Raw genomic sequence first — 20,730 nt, 5'->3', positions numbered from 1 at the left:
ATTTTCCTTTGGGACTTGAATAATAATTATTATCATTCATAATAGTCCGGCGCGCGCGAGTGTTTCCATACACTGGTGTCGTGTTACAAGCAAAGGCAAGTTGATTTTGACCACATAGTCCGTCCCGGTGTCGCGGATTCCGCGCGCGAACGGACAGCCAGCCAATCTGCCTCCGGCGGAGACAGCCAGCCAGTGATAGCGATATCAGGTTGGGCATCTCTGTCAGGGAGGTCCCGATGTTGTATTCGCAGATGACCCCCGCGCCGTTTCGGCGCGCACGGGCCGTTTCGCCTCTATACCGCCTGATCTCGCCGCAGTTCCATGGCCCGCCGTTCAGCGGCGGTGCTGATCAACGGGGTATTCATTGGGGAGGCTTTCGATGTACATGCATTCGCAGCGATATCAGTCGTCAAAAACGATAACAGGCTTCAAGTTCAGGCCGCTGTCGGCGGGGGTGCTGGCGCTGTCCGCGACAGCGTCCTTGCTGTTCGCGCCGGGCGCGTATTCCGCCGATGAGGATGCCGTGATTCTCGAGGAAGTGACCGTGGAGGCGGACGGTCAGCAAGGCGGTTCGATCATCGAAAAGACGGCGTCCCGCAAGGCGGAGGGAAGCAAGATCGATGCGCCCGTCATGGAAACACCTTTTTCGGTCACGGTGGTCGACCAGCAATTCATGGCCGACAGTGGGGCGAAAAACATCCAGGACGCACTGCTGTATTCCTCTGGCGTTTATGCCGGACAGTACGGTTTCGATACGCGCGGCGACTGGACATCGGTGCGCGGGCTCGACGCGAATAATTACCAGGATGGCCTGCGTTCGATCTACGGGTTCTATAACAACGTACGCACCAATATATACACCCTGGAAAGCATAGAGGTGCTGAAAGGCCCGACCTCGGTTTTATACGGCCAAAGCGAGCTCGGCGGTATCGTCAACGCCGTTTCGAAAGTGCCGCAGGCGGAATCGAAGGGGGAGATCTGGGCCCAGCTCGGCTCCTACGATCGCAGGCAAGTGGCCGCGGACGTCACCGGGCCGATCGACCGGGAAGGAAAGTTCCTCTACCGTCTGATCGCACTGACGCGCGACAGCGATACCCAGGTGGATCATGTCGCCGACGACGGCTATGTGGTGTCGCCCGCCATCACCTGGCGGCCCAATGAGGCGACGTCCCTGACCGTGCTGGCGAACCTGCAGGAAACGGAGGGCCAGGTTTCCGCACAGTTCCTGCCCTCGAAAGGGACCATCGACCCGGCGCCCCTGGGCCAGATACCCACCAATACCTTCGTGGGAGAGCCCGGCTGGGACCGCTATGACAGGGAGCGGCAGGATCTGACCGTCATGTTCGATCACCGGATCAACGAGGACTGGAAATTCGCGTCCATCCTGCGCTCCACCGAATCCGCCACCGAGACGCGCGAGCACTGGATATCCATTCCCACCGTGCCCGCGGACGACGGCACGGCGCAAAGGACGATTTACGCGGTGGACAGGGACACCGAGGTGCTCGCCTTCGACGCCCGCGTGGAGGGTGGGGTCGACGTCGGCGCTACGACGCACCGGCTGGCCGTCGGGATCGACTATCAGGATGCACAGTGGAACGGAGACAATACCTTTTCCGGGGATGGCGGCCCCATCAATCTCTACAATCCGGTGTACGGAAATCTTGCCACCGGGTTCACGCCGGCGGATCTGGCGGACAGCGCCCTGAAACAGACCGGTTTCTATCTGATCGATCATGTCGATATCGGCCGCGCCATCGTCACCGCGGCCTTGCGGCACGATAAGACCGAGGATACGACGCTCAGTCTCAGCGGACCCGATGAGACGCATGAGTCGGATGCGACGACCGGGCGCGTGGGGCTGATGTATCGGTTCGATTCGGGCGCCTCCCCGTATGTCAGCTACTCGGAATCCTTCGTCCCGAACGGTGATGACGGATTCGGTAACACGCTCGAGCCGACGACGGGGGAGCAGGTGGAGGCGGGGGTGAAATACCTTTCGCGCGATCAGGCATTGGCCGTCACCTTCGCCTACTTCGACATCGAACAGGAAAATCGCGTCAGCGACGGCCTGACGCCCGGCGGCGTCACGCAGACGGGCGCGGTGATCGAGGGGTGGGAGCTCGAGGTGAGGAAGCTGTGGGAGCAGCTGGAACTGCTGGTGAATCTCACCGACTTCAGCGCCGAGGATGGGGAGTCCGGCGAGCGTCTGCCGTTCGTGGCGGAGCGGCTGGCGTCGTCGTGGATCAGTTATCACTTCCCCCGCGGGATCCGGGCGGGATTCGGTGTGCGTTACACCGGCGATAATCTGGGCTTTGACCTGGGCGGCGGTCCCTCGCCGAAGGTGCCATCCGTCACCTTGTACGACGCCATGATCGGGTACGAAACCGGGCCCTGGGATTTCAGCCTCGATGCGAAGAATCTCGCCGACAAGACCTATATCTCGTGGTGCCGCTATGAAGGGGCCGACTGTGGATACGGTGAGCGTCTGCAGGTGACGGCGAACTCCCGCTACCGGTTCTGACGCTGCGATTGTGGTGAGCCATGGCGGCGGGATGCGGATCGCTCCCGCCGCGTGACGTCGTTCCGTAATCTTCGATTTCTTTCTGTGCCGAGTCATTCCCCGGCGGAGCGTTGCCGCGTCCCGCCGGCTTTCATTTGCGATTGACCGGCGCTATTCTCGGCAGATCTTCGCTACCCGCGCCGGGAGCCCCGGATCGTCGACATGAACCGCCGCAGAGTGCTCTCCGCTGTTGTGATCTGCGCCGTTTTCTACGGCGCCCTCGCCACGGCCGATTCGTTCGAGATCCCGCCCGGCGCGCGCGTCGGACTGGTGCTCAGCGGTGGCGGGGCGCGCGGCCTTGCCCATGTCGGCGTCATCCGTGTGCTGGAATCGCAGGGCATCCGGCCCGCGATCATCACCGGCACGAGCATGGGTTCCATCATTGGTGCGTTATACGCCACGGGCCGCTCCGCCGACGAGATCGAACGGCTCGCGCGCGGCATGGACTGGCGGCAGGCGCTCAGCGACGCCTCGCCGCGCCGCTACCAGCCCTATACGTTCCGGGAACTCGAGGCCGGCATGACGGCGGATTTCCGGATGTCGATCACCCGCGCCGGGATCGCCTTTCCGCGCGGGGTGATCGAAGGCCAACACCTGGAGCAACTGCTCGACCAGATGTTTGAGGAACGCGGCGAGCCGCTGCAATTCAGCCAGTTGCCGCTGCGCTTCGCCGCCGTGGCCGCGGACCTCGAAACCGGTGAACAGGTGGTGATCGATCGCGGCGACGTGGCTTCCGCCGTGCGCGCGAGCATGTCCGTCCCGGGGGCTATCGCGCCGGTCGAGCGTGACGGCAGGCTGCTGGTCGACGGCGGCATCGCCAACAATATGCCGGTGGACGTCGCGCGCGCCATGGGGGCGGATTTCATCATAGCGGTCGATGTGTCCGCGCCGCTGCGCAAACGTGACGAACTCAACTCCGTCTTTACCGTGGCCAATCAGACCATGGGCTTTCTGGTCCGACTGAACACGGTGAGACAGCGCGAGAACATGCGGCAGGGCGATGTGCTGATCGTGCCCGACTTGCAGGGTTACAGCTCGACCGCGTTCGACCAGGCCGACGGCATCATCCGGGCGGGCATCGATGCGGCGGTGGCCGCACTGGGTGTGACGGGAGATGTCTCCGTGGAGGGCGGCGCTACGGAACCGGACCGCGCGCGCCACGAGCCGGTGATCGGTTTCATCCGCGTGGTCAATAACAGTCCGGTGAGTGATAACGTGGTGCGGTCTCTGATTCGCCAGCCGCTCGGACAGCCGTTGGACCGGGTCCTGATCGAGAATGACATCACCAGACTGTACGGGCTCGATTACTTCAGCCTGGTGCGTTACCGCATCGTCGAGCGCGACGGAGCGAAGGGGATCGAGGTGAGGTGCGTGGCGCGGGAATCCGGCAACAACTGGCTGAAGCTGGGGCTGGAACTGCAGGACGATTTCAGGGGCAACAGCCAGTTCGGCCTGTCCGCCAGCCTGCGCTCCGCCGGACTCAACCGCTATGGCGGCACCGCCTTCACGCGCATACAGCTCGGTACGACCCCGGAGGTAGAATTACGCTTCCTGCAGCCGCTTGATCCCGGATTGCGTTATTTCATCGAGCCGGCCGCGGGCTATGCCGCCGATGCATTCGACCTCTACGTGGACGACCTCCAGGAGCAGCCGCTCTCGCGCTACCGCAAGAGTGACCGCTGGATCGCGCTGTCCGTCGGGCGTCTGCTGTGGCGGGAGGTCGCCGAGATCCGCCTCGGCGCGGTGCGTGAATACGGCACCCTGGACTTTCTGAGCGGGCTCGACGTGGTGAATCAGGGCAGCGACCAGAGCTACCAGGACGGGTTCTATTTCGTGCGTATCGGTTGGGATTCACTCGATGACCTGGGGTTTCCCAGTGAAGGCGCGCGCTGGAGTGTTACCCGTGAAGCGCACGATTCCGGTCTCGGTGCGGACGAGGATTTCGGCCGCGTGCTGACCGATTTCACGCTCGCGGTCACGTCCGGGCGCAACACCTATCTGCTGGAGGGCGATACCGCGATCAGCGACAGCGATGAGGCGGATTTCGTCGACATTCCGTTCATCGGAGGTTTTCTGGAACTCTCCGGTCTGCCGCCCCGGTCGCGGTTCGGGCGTCACCGCGCCCTGCTGCGCGGTATTCTGTACCGGCGGCTGGACCAGGACGGCCCACTGCCGCTCGGGGTGCCGGTCTATCTCGGTCTGTCTCTGGAACGCGGGAATGTTTGGCTCGATCGGGACAATATCTCCTGGTCCGACGCCATCGGGGCCGGCAGCGTGTTCATCGGGGCGCGTACACCGCTCGGTCCGGCCTATCTGAGTTACGGCGCCACGGAGGAGGGGGACCGCAGCCTGTCGATTTTCCTGGGCCAGCGATTCCGCTGACTGCCGGGGATCGGGCGGGCGCCGCTGGTGCATTGGCCCGATGTTTTTCCTCGAACCTTGTATAATAGCGGGACGGTTTCCTGCGCGCCGTCAGCCCCTGAGGGCGCGTGCGCGGGCCCGCCCGGCAAGGCAGTCCTTTCCACCCGTAGGGCGTCTGTGGGAGAATTCATCTAAATCTATACCGAACATCCTGGAATTCAACGCGCCCCGGTCCGTGCGGCGGGGGAACTGCGTCCGGTCGATTCCTCAGTCGGTATTAACTAACCATATATTTCTCATAATTAATGAGGTCGTGCCATGCAGGTTTCGGTTGAGACTACGCAAGGGCTGGAGCGACGGATGACGGTCTCGGTGCCCGCGGAGCGCATTGAGAGTGAAGTCCTGAGCCGCCTGAAGAATCTGTCCCGGACGGTGAAGCTGAAAGGCTTCCGGCCCGGTAAGGTGCCGTTCAAGGTCATGGAGAACCGCTACGGTCCGAGTGTACGCAGCGATGTGCTCAATGACATCACGCGCAGCACCTTCTACGAGGCGGTGAGTCGCCAGAACCTGAAGCTCGCCGGTTTCCCGCGCTTCCAGCAGCGGGTGGCGGAGCCCGGCCACGACCTGGAGTACGAGGCGATCTTCGAGGTGATGGAGAAGGTCGAGCTCGCGCCGCTGGGTAGCGTAAGCATCCTGCGGCCGGTCGCCGAGATCTCCGAGCAGGATGTGGACACCATGGTGGATAATCTGCGCCGCCAGCGTGCGGAGGCCGTGCCGGTCGAGCGCGCGGCCCGGGAGGGCGATCGGGTGACGGTGAGCGGCACCATCGATGACCAGCCCTTCGTGGGCGAGACGCAGAAGGAGATCGTGGTGGGGGCCGGCGTATTCCCGGACCTGGAGAAGGCGATGATCGGGGCGGGACGCGGCGACTCGCGGACCCTGGATCTGCGCTTCCCCGACGACTACCCGGTCAGGCTGATGGCGGGCAGAACGGCGCACTTCGAATTGAAGGTCGAGGTCGTGTCCGAGTTCAAGTTGCCCGAGGTCAATGAGGAATTCATCCGCTCCTTCGACATCAAGGACGGCACGCTGGAGTCGTTCAGGCAGGAACTGCGCCGCACCATGCAGGATGAGATGGCGGAGGCCATCCGTTCCAAGATCAAGGCGCGCGCGCTGGAGGCCCTGCTGAAGAATAATCCCATCGAGGCGCCGCGCGCCCAGCTGGAGCAACAGGCCGCGCTCATGATGGAGCAGGCGCGGCAGAACCTGCTCGGCCAGGGGGTCCCGGAGTCCGAGATCAAGCTCAATCAGCCCTCCTTCGAGACCGAGGCACGGCGTCGCGTGCAGATCGGCCTGCTGGTCAGCGAGATCGTGCGGGAGCAGCGTTTCAGGGCCGCTCCCGAGCAGGTGCGCGCCCGCGTGGAGTCGCTGGCGTCGAGTTACGAGAACCCGGCCGAGGCGATCCAGTGGTACTACGCCGACCGCAACCGTCTTTCCACCGTCGAGCAGCTGGTGCTGGAAGACCAGGTCGTCGACTGGATCATGGGCCAGGCCCAGGTGACCGACGAGAAGACCAGCTTCGCGTCGCTGCTCCGGGAACGCCGTACGCTCTGACGGCGCGCCGGCGGGCGGGGAATTTGCATGTCAAGCCTGCCTTGCGGGGTATTTTAGGGGTAAAATGTGCCGTTAAAGGGCCCATACCCCATGACCGATATGCTGAAAGAAGATTAGGAAGGCAGAATGACAAGTATGAATCTGGTTCCGATGGTGGTTGAGCAGTCGGCGCGCGGTGAGCGGGCCTATGACATCTACTCCAGGCTGTTGAAGGAGAGGGTCATTTTCCTGGTCGGTCCGGTCGACGACCATATCGCCAATCTGGTGGTGGCGCAGATCCTGTTTCTGGAGTCCGAGAACCCCGACAAGGATATCCACTTCTATATCAATTCGCCCGGTGGCTCGGTGAGCGCCGGCCTCTCGATCTACGACACCATGCAATTCGTCAAGCCGGATGTCAGCACGATGTGCATCGGGCAGGCCGCCAGCATGGGGGCCCTGCTGCTGGCCGGCGGCGCGGCGGGAAAGCGCTACTGTCTGCCGCATTCGCGCATGATGATCCACCAGCCCCTCGGCGGGTTCCAGGGCCAGGCAACCGACATCGACATCCATGCGCGCGAGATCCTGCGCGTGCGCGACCGCCTGAACCAGATCATGGAAAAGCACACCGGCCAGCCGATGGATCGCATCCGGGTGGATACCGATCGCGACTATTTCATGTCTGGAACGGAAGCCGTAGAGTACGGTCTGATAGACAAGGTGCTGAGCAGCCGGCAGATCGCCGACTGATGACAGTTGGATTTCGCAGACGACGCCCGCAATATCTGTAGTAGCGGCTGCAAACGGAAGATGCGCCGGCCCCGGATGGGTGGCCGGCGTCGATTCTGGAGGATGACGAAATACGTTTCCAGTGGTGCATGACCAGCGGGGTAGTCTATGAGTGACGACAAGCACAACAAGGGTGGTGACGGCGACAAGCTCCTGTACTGTTCCTTCTGTGGCAAGAGTCAGCACGAGGTCCGCAAACTGATCGCCGGTCCGTCGGTATTCGTCTGTGACGAGTGCGTCGAGCTGTGCAACGACATCATCCGCGAGGAAGTGCAGGAAAAGTCCTCCGCCATGAAGGGCAGCAAGCTGCCCGTGCCGCGCGACATCAACCGCATCCTGGACGACTACGTCGTCGGCCAGGTGCGCGCCAAGAAGATCCTTTCGGTCGCCGTCTACAATCACTACAAGCGTCTGGAGGCCGGCGTCAAGAAGGACGAGGTCGAGCTGTCCAAGAGCAACATCCTGCTGATCGGCCCCACCGGTTGCGGCAAGACCCTGCTTGCGGAGACCCTCGCGCGCCTGCTCAACGTGCCGTTCACCATCGCCGATGCCACCACGCTGACGGAGGCCGGCTACGTCGGCGAGGATGTCGAGAACATCATCCAGAAGCTGCTGCAGAAGTGCGACTATGACGTCGAGAAGGCGCAGCACGGCATCGTCTACATCGACGAGATCGACAAGATCTCGCGCAAGTCGGACAACCCGTCGATCACGCGCGACGTCTCGGGCGAGGGCGTGCAGCAGGCCCTGCTCAAGCTGATCGAGGGCACCATCGCCTCGGTGCCGCCCCAGGGCGGGCGCAAGCATCCGCAGCAGGAGTTCCTGCAGGTGAACACCTCGAACATCCTGTTCATCTGCGGCGGCGCCTTCGCGGGCCTCGACAAGATCATCCGTGACCGTTCCGAGAAGGGCGGGATCGGATTCTCCGCCGAGGTGAAGAGCAGGGAGGACCGCAAGAGCGTGAGCGAATGGCTGCATGCGGTCGAGCCCGAGGACCTGATCAAGTACGGTCTGATCCCCGAGTTCGTCGGCCGCCTGCCCGTGGTCGCGACGCTCGACGAGCTGGACGAGGACGCGCTGGTGCGTATCCTGACCGAGCCCAAGAATGCCATCACCAAGCAGTTCAGCAAGCTGTTCGAGATGGAATCCTGCGAGCTGGAGTTCCGTCCCGAGGCCATGACCGCCATCGCGCGCAAGGCGATGGAGCGCAAGACCGGCGCCCGCGGTCTGCGCTCGATCCTGGAGCATGTGCTGCTCGACACCATGTACGAGCTGCCCTCGCAGGAGAACGTGGCCAAGGTCGTGGTCGACGAGGGCGTGATCAACGAGGTCTCCGAGCCGATCCTGATCTACGAGGGCGGCGATCAGCAGGCCTCGGTCAGCAGAAAAGATTCGTGATAATTCATCGACATGGCCGCCACCGGCGGCCATGTGATTGAATACGGCGGCGCGCGGCCGCATATTCACGCTATTGAGTCCACGCTGACCGCGGCGCCACCGGAAAGGGAATTCGTTCTCCCGGGGTGCGGTCGGTCCAACCGAGGAAAGCCAAATGGCGGAGAAAGACAAGTCCACCCCCCCCTCTGATCAGCCTTCGACCGCGCGGGAACTCCTGCCGGCGGATCAGCAGATCCTGCCGGTGCTGCCGCTGCGGGATGTGGTCGTTTACCCCCACATGGTCATCCCGCTGTTCGTCGGCCGCGAGAAATCCATCCAGGCCCTCGACAGCGCGATGGAAGGCAACAAGCAGATCATGCTGGTCGCGCAACGGAGCGCGGCCCTGGACGATCCCAAGGCCGATGATATCTACCGGACCGGAACCATCGCCACGATCCTGCAGCTGCTCAAGCTGCCCGACGGCACCGTCAAGGTGCTGGTGGAAGGGCTGGAGCGCGCGCAGACCGTGCGTTACATCGAGACCGACAAGCAGTTCATCGCCGAAGTCACGCTGCTGAAATCGACCCTGGTGTCCGAGCGTGAGGCGGAGGTGCTCGGCCGGTCCGTGCTCAACCAGTTCGATCAGTACGTCAAGCTCAACAACAAGATTCCCCCCGAGGTGCTGTCGTCGCTGGCCAGCATCGAGGACGTCGGCCGTCTGTCCGATACCATCGCCGCGCACATGACCCTGAAGGTCGACGAGCGCCAGTCCTTGCTGGAGCTGCTCAACGTGCGCGAGCGCCTCGAGAAGCTGATGGCGATCATGGAGTCCGAACTCGACCTGCTCCAGGTCGAGAAGCGCGTGCGCGGCCGCGTTAAGCGCCAGATGGAGAAGAGTCAGCGCGAGTATTACCTCAATGAGCAGATGAAGGCCATCCAGAAGGAGCTCGGCGAGCTCGAGGACGTGCCCAACGAGATCGAGGAGCTCACGCGCAAGATCGAGAAGTCCGGCATGCCGAAGGAGGCCAAGAAGAAGGCCAGCGCCGAACTCAACAAGCTCAAGATGATGTCGCCGATGTCGGCGGAGGCCACCGTCGTACGCAACTACATCGACTGGATAGTAAGCGTGCCATGGAAGAAGCGCACCAAGATCTGCCGCGACCTGTCGCGGGCGGAAGCGGTGCTGGAAGAGGATCACTACGGCCTCGAGAAGGTCAAGGAGCGCATCCTCGAATATCTCGCCGTGCAGCAGCGCATCGAGAAGGTCAAGGGGCCCATCCTGTGCCTGGTCGGTCCGCCCGGCGTGGGCAAGACCTCGCTCGGTCGTTCCATCGCGCGCGCCACCAATCGCAAGTTCGTGCGCATGTCGCTCGGCGGTGTGCGCGACGAGGCCGAGATACGCGGTCATCGCCGCACCTACATCGGCTCCATGCCGGGCAAGATCATTCAGAATCTGGCCAAGGTCGGCACCAAGAACCCGCTGTTCCTGCTCGACGAGATCGACAAGATGGCGATGGATTTCCGGGGCGATCCGGCCGCGGCGTTGCTCGAGGTTCTGGACCCCGAGCAGAACAACACCTTCAATGATCATTACCTGGAGGTCGATTACGATCTGTCCGATGTGATGTTCGTGTGCACGGCCAACAGCATGAACATTCCGGCGCCGCTGCTCGACCGCATGGAGGTCATCCGGCTGTCGGGCTACACCGAGGACGAGAAGGTCAGTATCGCGGAGCGTTATCTCGTGCCGAAGCAGATCGAGTCGAACGGGCTCAAGGAATCCGAGCTCACCATCAGCGAAGGCGCCGTGCGCGACATCGTGCGCTATTACACGCGCGAGGCGGGCGTGCGCAACCTGGAGCGTGAGATTTCCAAGATCGGCCGCAAGGTGGTGAAGGAGATCCTGCTCAAGGGCAATGAAGCCACCGTGGTCGGTTCGCGCAACCTGGCCAAATATCTCGGGGTGAAGCGCTTCCGCTTCGGTCTGGCCGAGGAGCAGGACCAGGTCGGGCAGGTCACCGGGCTGGCGTGGACGGAGGTGGGCGGCGAACTGTTGACCATCGAATCCGCCGTCGTGCCGGGCAAGGGCAAGCTCACCATCACCGGGCAGCTCGGCGAGGTCATGCAGGAATCGGTGCAGGCGGCGATGACCGTGGTGCGCAACCGCGCCCCGATGCTGGGTCTGGAGACGGATTTCTACCAGAAGCACGATGTCCACATCCATGTGCCGGAAGGCGCCATTCCGAAGGATGGACCCAGCGCCGGTATCGGGATGTGCACCGCGCTGGTGTCCGCGCTGACCGGGATCCCGGTGCGCGCGGCGGTCGCCATGACCGGTGAGATCACTCTGCGCGGCGAGGTGCTCCCGATCGGAGGCCTGAAGGAGAAACTGCTGGCGGCGCATCGCGGCGGCATCAAGGTGGTGCTGATCCCCGAGGACAACAAACGCGATCTCGCTGAGATACCGCGCAACATCAAGCAGAACCTCGATATCCGCTTGGTGAAGTGGATCGACGAGGTGTGGCAGATGGCGTTGCAGCACATGCCGACGCCCGTGGTGGAGAAGGAGGCCGAACCCGAGATCGAACCGCGCAAGAAATCCCCGCGTTCGAAACGGGGCGGCCACATCCGCCCGCACTGAGATCTCGCGACAGTCGTTTCCATACCTCTATCGCCCCCGGACGGTTGCCGTCCGGGGGCGATCCTTTTTGCGGGATGCGAATCCCGGGCGCCTTGCTTGACAGGGGTTTAGGCCGATTGGTATAAAAGGCGGGCATTTTGTTCCCGATGGCCCGCGCCTCGGCGCAGACGTGACGGTGCGCTCAATACCCCGGGGCGCGCACGTCGGGACGGCTGGTAAAGCACCTGTGGATGCCATATGATAGGCGATCTTTCCGGGTGCTTAGCTCAGCTGGGAGAGCGTCGCCCTTACAAGGCGAATGTCGGGGGTTCGATCCCCTCAGCACCCACCATGCAATCTTTGGGAGTGGTAGTTCAGCCGGTTAGAATACCTGCCTGTCACGCAGGGGGTCGCGGGTTCGAGTCCCGTCCACTCCGCCAGTTATCGCAAAAAAGGGTGCCCCTGAGAGGGTACACACAGGGCGCGCCCTTGATTGATCGTCGCCATGATTCCACACAAGCTTTCCGGCCCGGATCCACGTCCGGATCGGGACGCTGGTGCGGCAACAACCTCAGGAAGAATCTTTCGTCATGATTCAATTCATCCGTGATCACGCCCAGGGCGTCATCGCCTGGATCATCATCATCCTGGTCACCATCCCCTTCGCATTGTGGGGAGTCAATGAATATTTCCAGGGCGGCGGCGAGCTCCCGGTCGCCGAGGTCGGCAAGCGTCCGATCTCCTCCCAGGAATTCCAGCAGGTGTACCAGCGCGAGCTCGGCATGCGCCGGCAGATGCTGGGTGACGATTTTATCGCGCAGAACGAGGCCGCGATCAAGCGCGCCGTGCTCGAAGGCCTGGTCAACTCGGAGGCGATGGTGCAGGCGGTGCACAAGGCGGGCTTCCGCGTCGACGATGCGCGTGTCGGCAGCCAGATCCGGGCCATCAGCCAGTTCCAGCGCGACGGCAAATTCGATCCCGAACTCTATGATCGCATGTTGCGCGGCGCCGGACTGGCGCGGGAGCAGTTCGAGAGCGACGTGCGCCGCGACCTGCTGACGGCTCAGCTGGCGGCCGGGGTGACGGACACCGTTCTGGTCACGGGGCATGAGCTGGACCGCTGGCTGCGCCTCAACGAGCAGCGACGCAAGATCGGATATTACCAGGTCAGCGCCGAGGATTATGCGGGCCGCGTCGAGCCGTCCGAGACCGAGGTTGGCAAGTACTATCAGGATAATCTCGAGCGCTTCGCGGTGCCGGAGCGGGTCAAGGCCGAGTACCTCCAGCTTTCCCGCGACAGCCTGATGAAGGACGTCAAGGTGGATGATGAGACCCTGCGCCGGCTGTATGAGGAGCAGGCCGCGAGCTTCACCCAGGGAGAGGAGCGCCGCGCGCGTCACATCCTGATCAAGGCGACGGAAGATTCCGGTGCGAACGCCGATGCCGCGCGGGCCCGCGCGGAGGAGTTGCGCGCACGCATTACGGCAGGGGAATCGTTCGCCGCGCTGGCGCGTGAATATTCCGACGACAAGGGTTCGGCCCAGGATGGCGGTGAACTCGGCTTCTTCGGCCGCGGTGTCATGGTCGGCCCGTTCGAGGACACGGTCTTCGCGATGCAAAAAGGCGAGATCAGCGCGCCGGTGCGCACCCCGTTCGGCTGGCACATCATCGAGCTGGAGGACATCAAGCCGGGTTCCAAGCGTCCCTTCAGTGAAGTGCGCGCCAGCCTCGCGGAGGAGTACCGGAAGACCCAGGCCGACGAGCAGATGTTCGATCTGACGGAAACCCTGACCAATCTGACCTACGAGCACCCGGAAAGCCTGAAGTTCGCTGCCGAGCAGCTCGGGCTCGCCGTGCAGACCACCGGTCTGTTCAGTCGTGATCAGGGCGAGGGCGTGGCCGCGAATGAAAACTTCCGTCTGGCCGCGTTCGGCGAGGATGTGATCGATGGCGGCAACAACAGCGAGGCGCTCCAGCTCGACGGCGGAAGCGTCGTCGTGTTGCGCATCGTCGAGAAGCAGCCGGCCACGCACCGCTCGCTGGATGAGGTGCGGGCTTCCATCCGGCGCGAACTCGTCCACCAGGGCGCGCAGCGTCTCGCCGAGGAGGCGGGCAAGGCCATGCGTGAACGCCTGCAGGGTGGCGAGGGGGTCGATGCGATCCTGAAGGAGTACCCCGCTGCCGCCTGGCATGCGCCGATGCTGCTGGGTCGCGAGGACGCCGATGTGCCGTCCGAGGTGCTGGATGCCGCCTTCGCCATGCCGCGGCCGTCACCGGACCGCACCGCGGTCGATGGCGTGTCGCTCGGCGGTGGGGATTATGCCGTGATCGCGCTGTACGAGGTCGTCGACGGGGATCTGAAGACCGTCACGGACGTGGAGCGGAATGCCCAGCACGGCGAACTGCAGCGTCGTTACGCGCAGCGCGAGAGCGCGGATCTCTCCGCTTCCATGCGCGCGCGCGCGAAGGTCTCGCTGTTCGAGGACCGGCTTTAGTCCGTTCCCGCGGCGGGGTTCCCGGCGGGGGCGCGCCTGAGCAACCGGTCGATCACGGCCGCGCCGACCGCATCTCCCCAGACGTTGATCGAGGTGCGGAAGCGGTCGAGGAACCAGTCCACGGTCAGCAACAGGCCGATGCCCTCGAGCGGAAGGCCGACCGCGTTCAGCACGATCACCATCGTCACCAGGCCCGCCTCCGGGATCCCCGCCGCGCCGATCGCCGCGAGGGTCGCGGTGACAAAGACCACCGCCTGCGCCCCGAGACCGAGTTCCACCCCGTAGGCCTGTGCGATGAACATCACCGCGGCCGCTTCGTACAGCGCGGTGCCGTCCATGTTCACGGTGCTGCCCAGCGGCAGCACGAAGCGCACGCTGCGTTCGTCGACCCCGTTCTCCCGCGCGCACTCCATCGTCAGCGGCAGCGTCGCCGATGAGCTGGCGGTACCGAAGGCGGTCATCAGTGCGCGCAGCATGTTGACCAGGTAGCCCCAGCCGCGTCCGGCGACGAAGAACAGGATCGCCAGCAGCACGACGAAATGGATGGCCAGTCCGCTGAGCACCGTGACGACGTGCCAGCCCACCGCCGCGATCTCGTTCGCGACGGCAGCGCCGCCGCCCGCCGAACCCAGGCGCGCGGCGATCAGTCCGAAAATGCCGAGCGGCGCGAAGTACATCAGCCAGGTCACCAGCGTCATGATGGCCTCGTTCACGCCGTCGAAAAACTCGATCACGCGCGCCCCGCGCGCGCCGAGCGTGGTCAGGGCGGCGGAGAACAGGATGCCGAACACGATCAGGGGGAGCAGCTGCATATCCGCCGCGGAGGCGATCAGGTTCGGCGAGATGAGCGAGAGCAGGATGTCGCTGACGCCGGTGTCCTGCTTTTCCAGGATTCTCTCCGGCACCGTCGCGTCCCCGATCTGGAGTCCGTCTCCGGGGCGGATCAGGTTCACCATCACCAGGCCGATGAGGACGGCGATCGCGGTGGTGCAAAGATAATACGCGAGGGTGGCTCCGCCGATGCGCCCGAGTCGGCGCACGTCACCCAGCGAGGCGATGCCGCTGATCACCGCCGCCAGGATGAGCGGTACGATCAGCATCTTGAGCGCGTTCAGGAACAGGGCGCCGAGCCAGGCCACGCTGTCCATCGCCGGGCCCCAGTACCAACCCGCGGCGATTCCGCCCGCGACGGCGACGACGGTGAGGATCAGTACCGCGAGCGCATGCTTATGGGGCATCGCGCTGGAGTTTCGGATCTGCCGGAGCGCCTCTGATCATGGCCGGCCCGCGCGGCTAGATCAGCGCCATCCCCTGGATGTTGTAGCCCGCGTCCACGTAGACGATCTCGCCGGTCATGCCCGAGGCGAGATCGGAGCAGAGGAACGCGCCGACGTTGCCGACTTCCTCGATGGTCACGTTGCGGCGCAGGGGGGAATTCTGCTCGGAGTAATCGAGGAAACGGCGGAAATTGCTGATGCCGGAGGCGGCGAGCGTCCGGATCGGTCCGGCGGAGATGGCGTTGACGCGGATCCCGTCGGGACCGAGGCTGCTCGCCATATAGCGCACGTTGGCCTCCAGGCTGGCCTTGGCCAGGCCCATAACGTTGTAGTTCGGGATGGTGCGGACGGCACCGAGATAACTCAGCGTCAGCAGGGCGCCGTTGCGCCCCTTCATCAGGCGCTGGCCGAATTTGGCCAGCGCGGCGAAGCTGTAGGAGCTGATTTCATGCGCGGTGCGGAAGCCGTCGCGGGTGACGCTGTCGAGGTAGGAGCCTTCGAGTTCCTCGCGCGGGGCGAAGGCCACCGAATGCACGATGATGTCGAGATGGTCCCAGCGCCGGGCCAGGTGCTCGAACGCGGCATCGATCTCCTGGTCGCTGGCGACGTCGCAGGGCAGGGTGATGTCCGACTGGACTTCCGCGGCGAGCGACTCGACGCGTCCCTGCAGTTTTTCATTCTGATAGGTGAAGGCGAGTTCGGCGCCTTCACGGCGCATCGCCTGCGCGATGCCCCATGCGATCGAGCGATTGCTCGCGACGCCGACGATCAGTGCACGTTTTCCCTGGAGGAATGCCATGGCGATATCCCGAAGCTGGTTGTGATTTTTCCGCTGATGACGGCCGCGGCCGAATTGTCGTGTAATATAGCACTCGCGGACACGCCCGCGCCAATCGCCGCGGGAATGCAGGTGAGCGGCCGGCGGCGATGATAGCAGGATTTGCCGGATTTACGAATGATCGCGGGCGGGCGCGCGCCCGGATAGCGGAGTCGTTGGAACAGGCATGAGCAGCGCAGCATCGATCGGAGACGGGAGTCGCGCGCGACGCGCGGTATGCGCCGTGCTTCTGGTCGCCGCCATGCTCACCGGCTGCGGCGAACAGCCCTGGAACGACCCGTATCCCGCCGTCGACGCCGGCGCCAATATCGTCTATTCGAGTTTCGAGGAGCGGCCCAAGCACCTCGATCCCGCGCGATCCTACAGCGCCAACGAGGCGGTCTTTACCGGCCAGATCTACGAGCCGCCGCTGCAATACCATTACCTGAAGCGGCCCTACACGCTGATACCGCTCACCGCCCGGGAAGTGCCGACGCCGCAGTATCTCGACCGCGACGGTCGGCCGTTGCCGGACGATGCGCCTGACGCCGAGGTCGCCTTCAGCGTATACGAGATCCACATCCGGCCGGGCATTCACTACCAGCCCCACCCGGCCTTCGCCCGCGACGCGGACGGGAATCCCGTCTATCGGGACCTCTCGCCCGGGGATCTCGCGCAGATCCACGCGCTCGGCGATTTTGCCCGCACCGGCACGCGCGAACTGGTCGCCGCCGACTACGTCTACCAGATCAAGCGGCTGGCCCACCCGCGCGTGCATTCGCCGATCCTGGGGCTGATGGGGGAATATATCGTCGGCCTGCGCGACTATGCCGCGGAGCTGGCGCGTGCTTACGCCGAGCAGAGCGCCGCCGCGGGCGGCGTGCCGGTCTATCTCGACCTCGAACGCTATCCGCTCGCCGGGGCGGAAACGGTCGACCGTTACACCTATCGCATCAAGGTCAACGGCAAGTATCCGCAGCTGCTCTACTGGCTCGCGATGCCGTTTTTCGCGCCTGTCCCGCCCGAGGTCGACCGCTTCCATTCCGCGCCCGGGATGGAGGAGAAGAATCTGACCCTCGACTGGTACCCGGTGGGCACCGGACCCTACATGCTGACGGTGAACAATCCCAACCGGCGGATGGTGCTCGAGCGCAATCCGAACTTCCACGAGGAGTTCTACCCGGACGACGGTGATCCCGGTGACCGCGAGGCCGGACTGCTCGAGGATGCGGGCCGGCGCCTGCCGTTCATCGACAAGGTGGTGTTCAGCCTCGAGAAGGAGACCATCCCCTACTGGAACAAATTCCTGCAGGGCTATTACGACACCTCGGGGATCTCATCCGACAGTTTCGATCAGGCCGTGCGCATGGGGCCGGGCGGCGAGGCCACGCTCACCGAGCGCATGAAGGAGAAGGGCATCTCCCTGCGCACGGCGGTGGGGACGTCGATCTTCTACACCGGATTCAACATGCTCGACCCGGTGATCGGCGGCTACGGCGAACGCCAGCGCCTGCTGCGCCAGGCGATCTCGATCGCGTTCGACTACGAGGAATTCATCTCGATCTTCACCAACGGGCGCGGCATCCCCGCGCAGGGGCCGATTCCGCCCGGAATCTTCGGGCACGTCGAGGGCGAGGCCGGGGTCAATCCCTACGTCTACGACTGGGCGGACGGCGGGCCGCGGCGCAAATCGCTGGAAGAGGCCCGGCGCCTGCTCGCGCAGGCGGGTTATGCGAACGGCGTCGATGCCGAGACCGGCAAGCCCCTGGTGCTCAACCTGGACATCACCGCCGGCGGCCCGGAGGACAAGGCGCGCCTGGAGTGGTTCCGCAAGCAGTTCGAGAAGCTCAGTATCCAGCTGGTGATCCGCAATACCGATTACAACCGCTTCCAGGACAAGATGCGCAACGGCAATGCGCAGATCTTCATGTGGGGCTGGAACGCGGATTACCCGGATCCGGAGAACTTCCTGTTCATGCTCTACGGACCCAATGGCAAGGCGCGTCACAACGGCGAGAACGCGGCGAACTACGCCAACCCGGAGTTCGACCGCCTGTTCGAGCAGATGAGGACGATGGCGGACGGTCCGCGCCGCCAGGCGCTGATCGACCGCATGGTGGACATCGCGCGGCGCGACGCGCCGTGGGTCTGGGGACTGCATCCCAAGAGCTTCGTGCTTTATCACGCCTGGTCGTCGCCCACCAAGCCCAATCTGATGGCGAACAACCTGCTCAAGTACCGCCGCATCGATCCGGCGCTGCGCGAGCGCCTGCGCGCCGGGTGGAACCGCCCGATCCTGTGGCCGCTGTTGCTCGCCTTCGGCCTGCTGCTCGCACTGGCCGTGCCGGCGGCGATCAGCCTGGTCCGGCGCCAGTACCGTGCGCCGGCCGCGGGCGGTCGGGCCGGGGTGTCGTGACATGCTGAATTACATCCTGCGCCGCGCCCTGTACGCCCTGCCGATCCTGGTCGGCGTCAACGTCATCACCTTCGTGCTGTTCTTCGTGGTCAATACCCCCGACGACATGGCGCGCATGCAGCTCGGCATGAAGCATGTGACGCCGGAAGCCGTGGAGCAGTGGAAGCAGGAGCGCGGCTATGACAAGCCGGTGCTCTACAACGGCGCCGCCGCCGGCATGGCCAGGGTGACCGACACCATTTTCTTCGACAAGTCGCTGCGGCTGTTCGTGTTCGATTTCGGCGCCTCGGACGCCGGCCGCGACATCGGACACGACATCCGGCAGCGCATGTGGGCGAGCCTCGCGCTCGCCATCCCGGTATTTATCATCGGCCTGCTCACCAATATCACCGTGGCGCTGCTGATCGCCTTTTTCCGCGCCACGTATGTCGACATCATCGCGGTCGTGACCCTGGTGGTGCTGATGTCGATCTCCGGACTGTTCTACATCATCGCGGGCCAGTACCTGGTCGGCAAGCTGCTGCACCTGGTGCCGATCTCGGGCTATGACGACGGCCTCAACGCGGTGAAGTTCGTCGTTCTTCCGGTGCTGATCGGGGTGGTCAGCGGCATCGGCTCGGGCAGCCGCTGGTACCGTTCCATCTTCCTGGAGGAGATCGGCAAGGATTACGTGCGCACCGCGCGCGCCAAAGGCGTGCCGGAAACCGCGGTGCTGTTCAAGCACGTGCTGAAGAACGCCTTGATCCCGATCCTGACCGGGGCGGTGGTGGTGCTGCCGCTGCTGTTTCTCGGCAGCCTGATCATGGAGTCGTTCTTCGGCATCCCGGGGCTGGGAAGCTATACCATCGATGCGATCAACACGCAGGATTTCGCCGTCGTGCGTTCGATGGTGTTCCTGGGATCGGTGCTGTACATCGTCGGCCTGATGCTGACCGACATCTCCTATACCCTGGTGGATCCCCGGGTCCGCCTGAACTGATCGAGGCACGCCGCAAGACCGCATGATCAAGCCCGTCATTCTCTGGACCGATGCCCTGCTGTTCCTGCTGATCGCGGCGGTGCTCGCCTTCGCCTGGTACGCGCGCGGGCGGGAGCACCTGCGCGCCCCGTGGGCGCGGGTGCTGGAGAGCCGTCTTGCGGTCGTTTCCCTGGTGGTCCTGTCGGCCTACGTCATGGTGGCCCTGCTCGATTCCCTGCATTTCCGCCCGGCGCTGGAACAGCGCGGCGAGCAGGTGCAGGAGACCTACTACTCGGTCGAGGTGCTGAGCGCGCTCGACATCATCGCGCGGCCGCTGAAGGAGAACGTGGAGAAGACATACTCGGCGCCCTTCGCGACCCGGCTCTACGCCCGCGAGGCGATGGAGGGCCCCGGCGGCGTAACGGTGTGGGATTACCCGCGCCTGCGCCACGGCGGCGCGCACCTGGACGATCCGGATGCCGGGCGGCTCGCGGACATCGTCCGGCGCGCGCTGGGCGGTGTCGCCGCGGGCGGCGCGCTGTGGCTGCTGCTGGCGGCGATGCTGGTATTCGCCGTCGCGCGCGCCCGATCGGAGGGATTCGTTTCCACCCTGACGCAGGTCGCCGCCGGGCGTACGCGCATACCCTGGCGCGCCGGACTGCTCACCGCGGGCGTGCTCATCGTGCTCATCGCGGCGACGGCGTCGTTCGCGGGCGCCTATCATGTGCTCGGCACCGACCAGGTGGGACAGGACGTGTTCTATCAGGCTATCAAGAGCATCCGCACGGCGCTCGTCATCGGTACGCTCACCACGCTCGTCATGCTGCCGTTCGCCATGCTGCTCGGCATCATGGCCGGCTATCTGCGCGGCTGGATAGATGACCTGATCCAATACCTGTACACTACCCTCAATTCCATCCCCGGGGTTCTGCTGATCGCCTCCGCCATCCTGATGCTGCAGGTCTACATCGACACCCATCCCGAGCTGTTCCAGACCGACGCCGAGCGGGCCGACCTGCGGCTGCTGTTCCTGTGTCTGATACTCGGGGTGACGAGCTGGACCGGCCTGTGCCGCCTGCTGCGCGGCGAGGCGCTCAAGCTGCGCGAGGTCGAATACGTGCAGGCGGCGGTGGCGTTCGGCGTCACGCGCCTGCGCATCATGACGCGCCACCTGCTGCCGAATGTGATGCACATCGTGCTGATCACCGTGGTGCTCGATTTCAGTGGCCTGGTGCTGGCCGAGGCGGTGCTCTCCTATGTCGGCGTCGGCGTCGATCCCTCCACCGACAGCTGGGGCAATATGATCAACGGGGCGCGGCTGGAGATGGCGCGCGAGCCGGTGGTGTGGTGGTCGCTCGCCGCGGCCTTCATGTTCATGTTCGCCCTGGTGCTGGCGGCGAACCTGTTTTCCGACGCGGTGCGCGACGCCTTCGATCCGCGCCTGCGGGGCAGCTGAGCGGCGGG

Annotated in this window: 12 protein-coding genes and 2 tRNA genes; 12 read left to right on the top strand and 2 right to left on the bottom strand. The window is 64.3% G+C overall.

Annotated elements, in window-relative coordinates; all coding sequences use genetic code 11:
* Window positions 1-385: 385 nt before the first annotated feature.
* The 9 genes from IPM20_12840 to IPM20_12800 all read left to right on the top strand — a co-directional run bounded on the left by IPM20_12840 (window position 386) and on the right by IPM20_12800 (window position 13,798).
* The gene (locus IPM20_12840; GenBank protein MBK9132504.1) at window positions 386-2,524 is read left to right on the top strand and encodes a TonB-dependent siderophore receptor; all 2,139 of its coding nucleotides are present in this window, start codon (window positions 386-388) and stop codon (window positions 2,522-2,524) included.
* A 201-nt stretch (window positions 2,525-2,725) separates the two neighbouring features.
* Window positions 2,726-4,945: a patatin-like phospholipase family protein gene (locus IPM20_12835; protein MBK9132503.1), complete on the top strand. Its 2,220-nt coding sequence runs from the start codon at window positions 2,726-2,728 to the stop codon at window positions 4,943-4,945.
* Window positions 4,946-5,242: 297 nt separating this feature from the next.
* Window positions 5,243-6,538 carry a trigger factor gene (locus IPM20_12830; GenBank protein ID MBK9132502.1) on the top strand — a complete coding sequence of 432 codons (1,296 nt, stop codon included), beginning with the start codon at window positions 5,243-5,245 and terminating at the stop codon, window positions 6,536-6,538.
* A gap of 126 nt (window positions 6,539-6,664) precedes the next feature.
* Window positions 6,665-7,267: an ATP-dependent Clp endopeptidase proteolytic subunit ClpP gene (clpP, locus tag IPM20_12825; GenBank protein ID MBK9132501.1), complete on the top strand. Its 603-nt coding sequence runs from the start codon at window positions 6,665-6,667 to the stop codon at window positions 7,265-7,267.
* 147 nt (window positions 7,268-7,414) lie between these two features.
* Entirely contained in the window at window positions 7,415-8,704 is a 1,290-nt protein-coding gene (gene clpX / locus IPM20_12820; protein ID MBK9132500.1) for an ATP-dependent Clp protease ATP-binding subunit ClpX, read from the top strand.
* A gap of 154 nt (window positions 8,705-8,858) precedes the next feature.
* Entirely contained in the window at window positions 8,859-11,324 is a 2,466-nt protein-coding gene (gene lon / locus IPM20_12815) for an endopeptidase La (protein MBK9132499.1), read from the top strand.
* Window positions 11,325-11,579: 255 nt separating this feature from the next.
* Window positions 11,580-11,655: transfer RNA gene (locus IPM20_12810), tRNA-Val, on the top strand.
* 11 nt (window positions 11,656-11,666) lie between these two features.
* Window positions 11,667-11,743 (top strand) — tRNA-Asp (locus tag IPM20_12805).
* Window positions 11,744-11,893: 150 nt separating this feature from the next.
* The gene (locus IPM20_12800) at window positions 11,894-13,798 is read left to right on the top strand and encodes a SurA N-terminal domain-containing protein (protein ID MBK9132498.1); all 1,905 of its coding nucleotides are present in this window, start codon (window positions 11,894-11,896) and stop codon (window positions 13,796-13,798) included.
* Here IPM20_12800 and IPM20_12795 read toward each other — a convergent pair.
* Together IPM20_12795 and IPM20_12790 are read right to left on the bottom strand one after the other, a co-directional pair.
* Complete coding sequence (locus IPM20_12795; GenBank protein ID MBK9132497.1) at window positions 13,795-15,036, bottom strand: dicarboxylate/amino acid:cation symporter; 1,242 nt, start codon at window positions 15,034-15,036, stop codon at window positions 13,795-13,797. The genes IPM20_12800 and IPM20_12795 overlap by 4 nt on opposite strands.
* Window positions 15,037-15,091: 55 nt before the next feature.
* On the bottom strand, window positions 15,092-15,874 hold the full coding sequence (locus tag IPM20_12790) for an enoyl-ACP reductase (GenBank protein MBK9132496.1): 783 nt from the start codon (window positions 15,872-15,874) through the stop codon (window positions 15,092-15,094).
* A 205-nt stretch (window positions 15,875-16,079) separates the two neighbouring features.
* Between IPM20_12790 and IPM20_12785 the strand changes: the two genes are divergently transcribed.
* From IPM20_12785 to IPM20_12775, 3 genes are read left to right on the top strand one after another with little or no spacing between them, the layout of a single operon-like run.
* A complete protein-coding gene (locus tag IPM20_12785) occupies window positions 16,080-18,308 on the top strand; it encodes an ABC transporter substrate-binding protein (protein MBK9132495.1) in 2,229 nt (742 codons plus the stop codon).
* A gap of 1 nt (window position 18,309) precedes the next feature.
* Window positions 18,310-19,287: an ABC transporter permease gene (locus IPM20_12780; GenBank protein MBK9132494.1), complete on the top strand. Its 978-nt coding sequence runs from the start codon at window positions 18,310-18,312 to the stop codon at window positions 19,285-19,287.
* A gap of 22 nt (window positions 19,288-19,309) precedes the next feature.
* Window positions 19,310-20,722, top strand: coding sequence for an ABC transporter permease (locus IPM20_12775; GenBank protein MBK9132493.1), 1,413 nt, complete (start codon window positions 19,310-19,312; stop codon window positions 20,720-20,722).
* Window positions 20,723-20,730: the final 8 nt, after the last annotated feature.

The organism is Gammaproteobacteria bacterium, assembly GCA_016716465.1.
Lineage (GTDB): Bacteria > Pseudomonadota > Gammaproteobacteria > SZUA-140 > SZUA-140 > JADJWH01.
Note: the sequence above shows the minus strand (reverse complement) of the source record. Positions and strands in the feature narration are given on the sequence as shown.